The sequence below is a fragment of the Nitrospirota bacterium genome (assembly GCA_016214385.1).
GTDB lineage: Bacteria > Nitrospirota > Thermodesulfovibrionia > UBA6902 > JACROP01 > JACROP01.
Window position 1 is genome coordinate 1 of record JACROP010000009.1, and the last position, 7,434, is coordinate 7,434.

Annotated in this window: 9 protein-coding genes; all 9 read right to left on the reverse strand. The window is 44.1% G+C overall.

The annotated features are described in order from the left end of the window. On the reverse strand, positions 1 to 810 hold an 810-nt coding region (locus HZC12_00535; GenBank protein MBI5025222.1), incomplete at its 3' end, for a B12-binding domain-containing radical SAM protein. Positions 811 to 985: 175 nt separating this feature from the next. Next, complete coding sequence (locus tag HZC12_00540; protein ID MBI5025223.1) at positions 986 to 2,347, reverse strand: FAD-dependent oxidoreductase; 1,362 nt, start codon at positions 2,345 to 2,347, stop codon at positions 986 to 988. Continuing rightward, complete coding sequence (locus tag HZC12_00545) at positions 2,344 to 2,589, reverse strand: hypothetical protein (protein MBI5025224.1); 246 nt, start codon at positions 2,587 to 2,589, stop codon at positions 2,344 to 2,346. The genes HZC12_00540 and HZC12_00545 overlap by 4 nt, the downstream gene beginning before the upstream one ends. Further along, positions 2,586 to 4,034, reverse strand: a complete 1,449-nt coding sequence (locus HZC12_00550) for a YeeE/YedE family protein (GenBank protein MBI5025225.1) — start codon at positions 4,032 to 4,034, stop codon at positions 2,586 to 2,588. The genes HZC12_00545 and HZC12_00550 overlap by 4 nt, the downstream gene beginning before the upstream one ends. A 68-nt stretch (positions 4,035 to 4,102) precedes the next feature. After that, positions 4,103 to 5,146: a sulfurtransferase gene (locus tag HZC12_00555; protein ID MBI5025226.1), complete on the reverse strand. Its 1,044-nt coding sequence runs from the start codon at positions 5,144 to 5,146 to the stop codon at positions 4,103 to 4,105. Positions 5,147 to 5,247: 101 nt separating this feature from the next. Continuing rightward, complete coding sequence (locus HZC12_00560; GenBank protein MBI5025227.1) at positions 5,248 to 5,709, reverse strand: universal stress protein; 462 nt, start codon at positions 5,707 to 5,709, stop codon at positions 5,248 to 5,250. Positions 5,710 to 5,740: 31 nt separating this feature from the next. Beyond that, positions 5,741 to 5,905 carry a hypothetical protein gene (locus HZC12_00565; GenBank protein ID MBI5025228.1) on the reverse strand — a complete coding sequence of 55 codons (165 nt, stop codon included), beginning with the start codon at positions 5,903 to 5,905 and terminating at the stop codon, positions 5,741 to 5,743. Between the two features lie 63 nt (positions 5,906 to 5,968). Continuing rightward, complete coding sequence (locus HZC12_00570) at positions 5,969 to 6,220, reverse strand: sulfurtransferase TusA family protein (protein ID MBI5025229.1); 252 nt, start codon at positions 6,218 to 6,220, stop codon at positions 5,969 to 5,971. A gap of 31 nt (positions 6,221 to 6,251) precedes the next feature. Beyond that, a partial coding sequence (locus HZC12_00575; GenBank protein MBI5025230.1) for a YeeE/YedE family protein occupies positions 6,252 to 7,434 on the reverse strand: 1,183 nt, incomplete at its 5' end.

A 7,434-nucleotide genomic window follows, 5' to 3' on the forward strand; every position in this document is an offset into this window, starting at 1 on the left:
TATCTGCATTGCCCTTTCGTAATCAGCGGCTAAGGTGTCATCAATGAATTTTATCTCCCTGAAGCCCTGCCTCAGACATAATTCTATTTCCTCCATGACATTACTTACGCTGCGATAGCGGATTCCGCTCCTTCTTTCCTTATCAATCTGAAAGCAGAAGATACACCTCCTGTCACAGCCCCTGGAGGTAATCACAACAGCAACAGGCTTTTTTCTGTATGTGGCTGGTGGAGGAATATATAGATTAGCATCACCTAAAAGCTCTCTGGCAGGAAAGGGAATAGAATCAAGGTCAGCGATTAAAGGTCTTGATGGATTTTTTACTATTCTGTTACCTTCTCTGTAGACCGCGCCTTCTACACCAGCAAGACTCTTCCCTTTCTGAAGATTATCCAACATCTCGGTAACTGTTAGTTCGCCCTCGCCAGTAACTATAGCATCAATGCCCTCAGCTCTATTATCAAGAAGGCATTGCTCCTGCATGGCGATAGGATATGGGCCTCCTGCACAGATGAAGGCATCCTCGAGGCTCTTTTTTATGTCAGACGCTGTCTTCTTTGCTCTGTCCCAGCCAAAGGTAGTGGAATAGATTCCAACAAACTCAGGCTTATATGCCTTCACTTCCTTCAGTATCTCTTCATGGGACATAAAGGCGCCGTTTAGAAACTTGACCTCATGGCCTGCCTTCTGAAGGCAGGCCGCCACGTAGAGTGTCCCCAGCGGCTGCCAGTAATTTATCTGGGAGCTTGCAGTCTTAGAGGAGAAGATATTTTCAGGCACCCAGGAAGGGATAATCAGAGCACATCTCATGTAATTATTGAGTTCTTATTCTTGAATTTTTCACCTGAAAATACTCCTCAATCCGTCATTCCGTGCTTGACACGGAATCCAGTCCTTTAATTAATCTCTGGATTCCTGCTTTCGCAGGAATGACATTTTATTACCCTTTTATTATCCTTTGTACCGACTTGTCGGCATGAATTTTTCAATTTGAATTTTTAATTATCTTTTCCGCTGCTTCAATCCCTGTCTCTATCGCATGGTCCATATTATAATACCTGAACATTCCTCCTCTGCCTGCAATGTGCAGATTTTTGAACCTGCTCAGATAGTTAATTATTTTATCATAGTGCTCTCTATATCCGATTTCAAGCAGGGGATAGGCTTTTGGCACTCTGAGTACAACGCTGTCTATAACCTCGTTTCTCTTAATAAATCCTAAATTCTCCAGGTTCTGGATAGTGCTTCTGGCCAATTCATCATCACTCATCCTCCATGTTTCGTCACCCTCAAAACAAAAGTATTCCACTACAAGATGCGTTTTGCCTTCAGGAGCCATTTCAGCGCTCCAGTTTTTTGGCTCGTGAATCCTGCCAAAGGGTATTTTTCGCTCAGGGACATATATCCATGTCTGGTCTGTAACCCTTTCACGGTTTACCATAACTGTTACTACTACAAGGTCTCTGTATCTGAGCCTGGAAGCTGCGTTGAGCACATCTTCAGGAGCCTGTGGGTGAAGCATCTGGACTAATGTGGTTATAGGTATGCTGGATATGAATTCTCTCCCGGTGACAGCATAGGTATGATCACAGTTTTTTACAGTCACACCCTCTACCCTGAAATCAGTGTGGCTTAATTGCACGATGCTGGTGTTTGTAAGAACATGGTTATTTTTGTCTATCCCCCGCTGAAGCTTATCAGAAATCCGGCCAACCCCGAGCTGAGGATAGAAGAATCTGTCTGCGAGGGTATGTATCCCATTTCCACTGAATTTGAAAAAGGCATTCTTAATTGCAACACCGAGGGATAGGCCATGAATGCGCTGTGCTACCCATTCAGCGCTTATCCTGCTACATTCAATGCCCCATACCTTTTCGCTGTACTCTTTGAAATAGAGATTAAACATTGTGCGGCCGAAATTACTTACAACCCAGTCCTCGAGAGAGATATTGTCGGTCTCTTTTACAGGTTTTTTGAACCGTTCGATGCTGTAGTCAAATATTATCTTTAAGGTGGTGAGTACGCCCAGACCAAAAATGGCATTGGCAGACTTCAGGGGATAGTCAAAGTACTTATTGCGCAGGTAGATTTTGCTTTTGCGGGGCACTACTATCAATTCACCGTCCAGCAGTTCCTTTACAAAATGCTCTATCTTCTCGCTTTTTGTGATGAACCTGTGGCCGCCTAAATCAAACCTGAATTCGCCCTGAACAACTGTCTTTGACAGGCCTCCAACTGTTGAGGCACCCTCGAATACTATAACTGGCTGGCCTGCCTTTGACAGGACGTATCCAGCAGAAAGTCCTGCAAGACCGCCGCCTAATATAATAACTTCGTCTTTTTTCATGGCTTTTTCTTGCCGAGGGCGCTCCTCAAGGGGCCACTTAAGAGCACAGCAGCACATAGGATGATTATAACTATTATGGTTCCATAGTCGATACTCTCTGTAGCTACCCCTGCCCCATAGGCAGGTGCAGCTGCCTCAGGACCAGCCGCTTCTTTAGGGATAGTTGTTTGACTGTATACTACAAAAAAGCCCAGAATTCCCACGATAACAATAGCTATAACTACCAAAGGTATTTTCATCATAGCCTCACATCAAATGCCGCTATCTCTTTAGCCATCTTCCTTTCTGTCCACCAGTTAAAGAACTTGACACCGAGAAAGGCACCAGTTACCATACCCAAACCATATAGCCATCCGCTTGGGTCGCCACCAGCAATCCTTATAAAGAATGCGCCGATGTTGCATCCTAAAGAAGGTCTTGAGCCCATTCCCATCAATATTCCACCGAGGAGCCCCCAGACCCATAGCTCACCCTTTGGCATCTTAAATTTGAATTCATTATTTAAACGTGCCATTACCATAGCGCCGAGGATTATACCTATTGACATCCAGAGTGCAGGGTTACGCCAGGGCTCAGGAAGACCATTATTTACACCGAAGAATACATTGTCATGCATATTCCAGCCAAATTTCTCCATGATCCATGCCCCAAATTGAGCCTCCTGGCTTGTGATATACCAGTATCCAGGGTCAAAGACTGTCCCGTCAACTGAGACATCACCTGTATGCCCCATCTTTGTGAGAAGCTTCCCGAAATTATCAACACCAAATTTCAACTGCATCCCCTTCATCACAAGGATGTGAAGCCCTGCAGTAATACCAATAAGCACTCCCATAATGGTTGTCCTCTTAGAGGCAGTTATCATGCTCCAGATACCAGCAATCTCATCACGAAGGGTTCTCCTGCCCTTGTCCTTCATCTTTTTCATAAAGACCTTTCTGCTGACAGCCAGATAAATTATAACGATCAGTAGCATTGCAGGTATAACGACATTTATCAATGAATTGCCAATGAAATACTTCCATGCCCCTGGAAAGATATCTGATATAGTCTTTGTCTCAGAGAGTTGAATCGCTGGCAAGTTCCATACATAGCCAGTAAGATATACGTCAAACCAGGAGGTAATTTTATCAGGAGGGACTCCTTTAGGGGCAGGAAGTTCTTTTAAAGCAGATGATGCTATCCATGAGTTGGGCAGGAGCTCGTTAAATATTCCCCCCAGATCTACGAATATTGCCTGCCCGATGGAAAGTCCAGCAACCGCCACAAGGAGAGATGTACCATTACCCTCACCAACTTTATACAGGGTGCCTGATGCACAGCCACCGGCAAGGACCATTCCAAGGCCGAATATTACCCCTGAGATTAATGTATGAGGCCCGAAAGGGGCTGGATGGAAGGTGCTCATCCTGGTTGCAGAAAGGATTGCCTGAACGATACTGAAAAACACGAGTGCTACCAGAATACCAACAGCCATCCTCGGCACCCCGGCAGCGAAAAGGTCTCTCGAAGCAGAGGCAAAGCAGAATCTACCATTCTGAAGCATCATCCCATAGACAAAGCCGAACCAGATGTATGCTACAAGGTAGAGGTAATATACATTTACCTTGTAATATACCAAACTGGCCAGGATGAGAATGCCTGTTATTACAAGGGCCCAGATTTGGTTTCTTTTTTCTTCAGACATATTACCATCCTCCCAAAGGGAGGTACCCTATGGTAGATAATTTATTATACCGTATTTCACCATATTAGTTACCTTGGCCCGGTCTCTATGGGTAGGCTCTCATCATTGCCCCAGACAATCCAGCTATCATGGTAAATGGCAACATCTTTAAAGCCGAGCAGTCTGAGTATAAAATAACTGAATGAAATACGGTTTGCTATGTAGCAATAGAGAACCGTCCTCTTGTTTTTGTCTAAGGGTAAATACATCCTCTCAAGCCTTTCTATAGGCTTTAGCTTAAGGGTCTTCATATCGGTAAACTGCAGGAAGTGTGGGACATTAAGGGTTGTATTTGGAATACGGCCAGCCCTTTTTACAGCCTTTTCTAAGAAATGTCCAGGAGGGGAGGGTTTTTTGCCGAGATATTCATCAATCAGCCTCGAGTCAACAAGCTGGATATCCTTTGCCTCTCCCTTTGCTATCCTTAAGACCTCATCAACTGTTGCGAGCCTATTTTTTACTACCTTAGCCTTAAAATCTGTTGGTGGAAGCTTATTCTCTTTCTTCTCAACAGGGTATCTTTCAGCCTCCCATGCCTCAAATCCACCATCGAGGACACGGACATCTGGATGCCCAAGATATTCCAGTGTGAAAAATGGGACAGCGTGGTAGCCAGGGAGAATATCCCTGAAATCGCTATATATCACTACAGTCTTGTCATGACTAATTCCGGCCTGAGCAAAGAGCTTCTCTAAATCCTCAACAGGTCTTAAACTCAGACTTGCTATAAGGGTCTTTTTCTCAATTGTCCCTTCTTCCAACCCCTTCCTGATAGATTCAAAATCGTAGTCGTCATTCATTTTTCCTACTATCGCAATTATTTTTTCAGTGTCCCTGAGGAGCGTATGACAACGTGCCCCAAGACTAATAGCGCCAGGGATGTGCCCTTCATTGTATAAAGCCTTACTCCTGCAGTCAATCACAATCCATTTTCCAATATTTTCCTTTATATCTGCTGGTGTTACTAATAAGTGGGGATTCGTCTCTGCTGGTTTAGTCTTTTGTTTGCATGCTGATATACTGACGAATAAAAGGGCAGCAATCACAAAGAGGAGTATTCTTATAGTTCTCATCTTTTTAAGCAGGAAAGTATCACAATTAAATGCGTTTGTATTAATAGAATATACCCTGCGGTTTTGCCACAGGGTAATAAGTTTGTGTTTAACCTTAAATTCTATCTTGCTATCAACACAGAGACGTTAGCGCTGTTAGCCACTTCTCTGCTAACGCTGCCCATCGAGAGCGTATGCAACCTTTTCCCTCTCGAACCAATAATTATCATTTCGGCCCCTTCTTCTTTTGCAGTTTTGAGAATTTCCTCTGCCGGATGGCCTGATTTAATAACAGTCTTTATCCCGGTCACGCCATTATCTTCCAGGGCCTTTTTGTAATATTCTAAAATTGTATTGGCTTTCCTGTCCATTGCCTTTTTGAATTCTGTTCCTTCTAATGCTTCCCTTAAAGTAGACATTTCTGCATTACCCAGCATTTCATCTATTAAAGACCTGCCTTCAAACTTTTCAACATACAGCAGCAACACCTTTTCTGGGCGTGCACATGAAAATAAATCAATGAATGTTTTGAGAGTAGTTTTAGAGCCCTTAGTGTCGTCTATTGCAAGCAATACTTTTTTCATTTTTGTCCCTCTTATTTAGTATGCACAGAATTTATTTTCCATAGCCTCCGCCTGGAGCGCCATAGCCTCCGCCTGGAGCGCCATAGCCTCCGCCTGGAGCGCCATAGCCTCCGCCTGGAGCGCCATAGCCTCCGCCTGGAGCGCCATAGCCTCCGCCTGGAGCGCCATAGGCCAACCAAAAAGCCCAGTATCGCAACAACAATAACAATCATAATCCACAAACTATTCTTCATTCCATCGCCTCCTACGATTCAAAAACTTATGTCTTCTTTATCTTAAATATAAATTTACCGCCTTCCTGTTTTTTATCTATGACCTCGTGTCCCATGGAATCACACATCTGGGTAATAGTCTCAGCAGACGAGGGATTGTCGAAAATTACCTCAATAACATCGCCCACGCTCACTTTCTCAAGAGACTTTTTGCAATAGATCTGGGGATGCGGGCAGACATACCCACACACATCAAGCATATAGCTTCCTTCACCTTTTTTCTCGAATTTCACAGCCATAATAGTTTTCCTCCTTTTAATTCATAGTTAATTAAAAAGCTTCGATTTCCTTAGCCATTTTCCTCTCTGTCCACCAGTTAAAGAACTTAACACCGATAAAGGCACCAGTTGCCATACCCGCAAGGTATAACCATCCACTGGGGTCACCACCAGCAACCCTTATGAAGAATGCCCCGATATTGCATCCCAAAGAAGGCCTTGAGCCTATTCCCATCAATATTCCACCGAGAATACCCCAGACCCAGAGCTCACCTTTTGGCATTTTAAACCTGAATTCATTGTTTAAACGGGCCATAACCATAGCGCCAAAGATTATACCTATTGACATCCAGAGTGCAGGGTTGCGCCAGAGTTCTGGGATTCCGTTAACGACACCGAAGAATACATTGTCGTGCATATTCCAGCCGAATTTCTCCAGAATCCATGCACCCAATTGTGCCTCCTGGCTGGTGATATACCAGTATCCAGGGTCAAAGACCGTACCCTTTATAGTGACATCACCATTATGACCCATTCTTGTTAGAAGCTGTCCAAAATTGTTAACACCAAACTTAAGCTGCATCCCTTTTATGGCAAGGATGTGAATACCTGCAGTAATGCCGATGAGTATGCCCATAATGGTTGTCCTCTTGGAGGCAGTTATCATGCTCCAGATACCAGCAATCTCCTTACCAAAACCTGTTGTACCTTTTTCCTTTACCCTCTTCTTGATAAAGCCTTTTCTAACCCAGACAGCATATATCACCACCAGCAGCAGTATTGCCGGTATGATGGTGTTTATCATCGCATCACCAATAAAATACTTCCACGCCCCGGGAAACGCCTCCGATATTGCCTTTGTATGGGATAATTGAAGCGTTGGCTGATCCCACACGTAGCCAGTGAGATAAGTGTCAAACCATGAGGTTATTTTCTCTTTAGGGAGTCCTTTTGCTGCAGAGGATGCTATCCATGATTGCGGGAGAAGTTTGTTAAATATCCCACCCATATCTACAAATATTGCCTGACCGATGGAAAGGCCAAAAATCACCGCAAGGAGGGAGGTGCCATTACCTTCACCGACTTTATACAGAGAGCCAGAAGCACAGCCACCAGCAATAACCATTCCGATACCAAAAACCATACCAGAGATTAATGTGTGAATCACGAAGGGAGCGGGATGGAAGGTGCTCATGTTGATTGCAGAAAGGGTTGCCTGAACAATACTAAAAAAC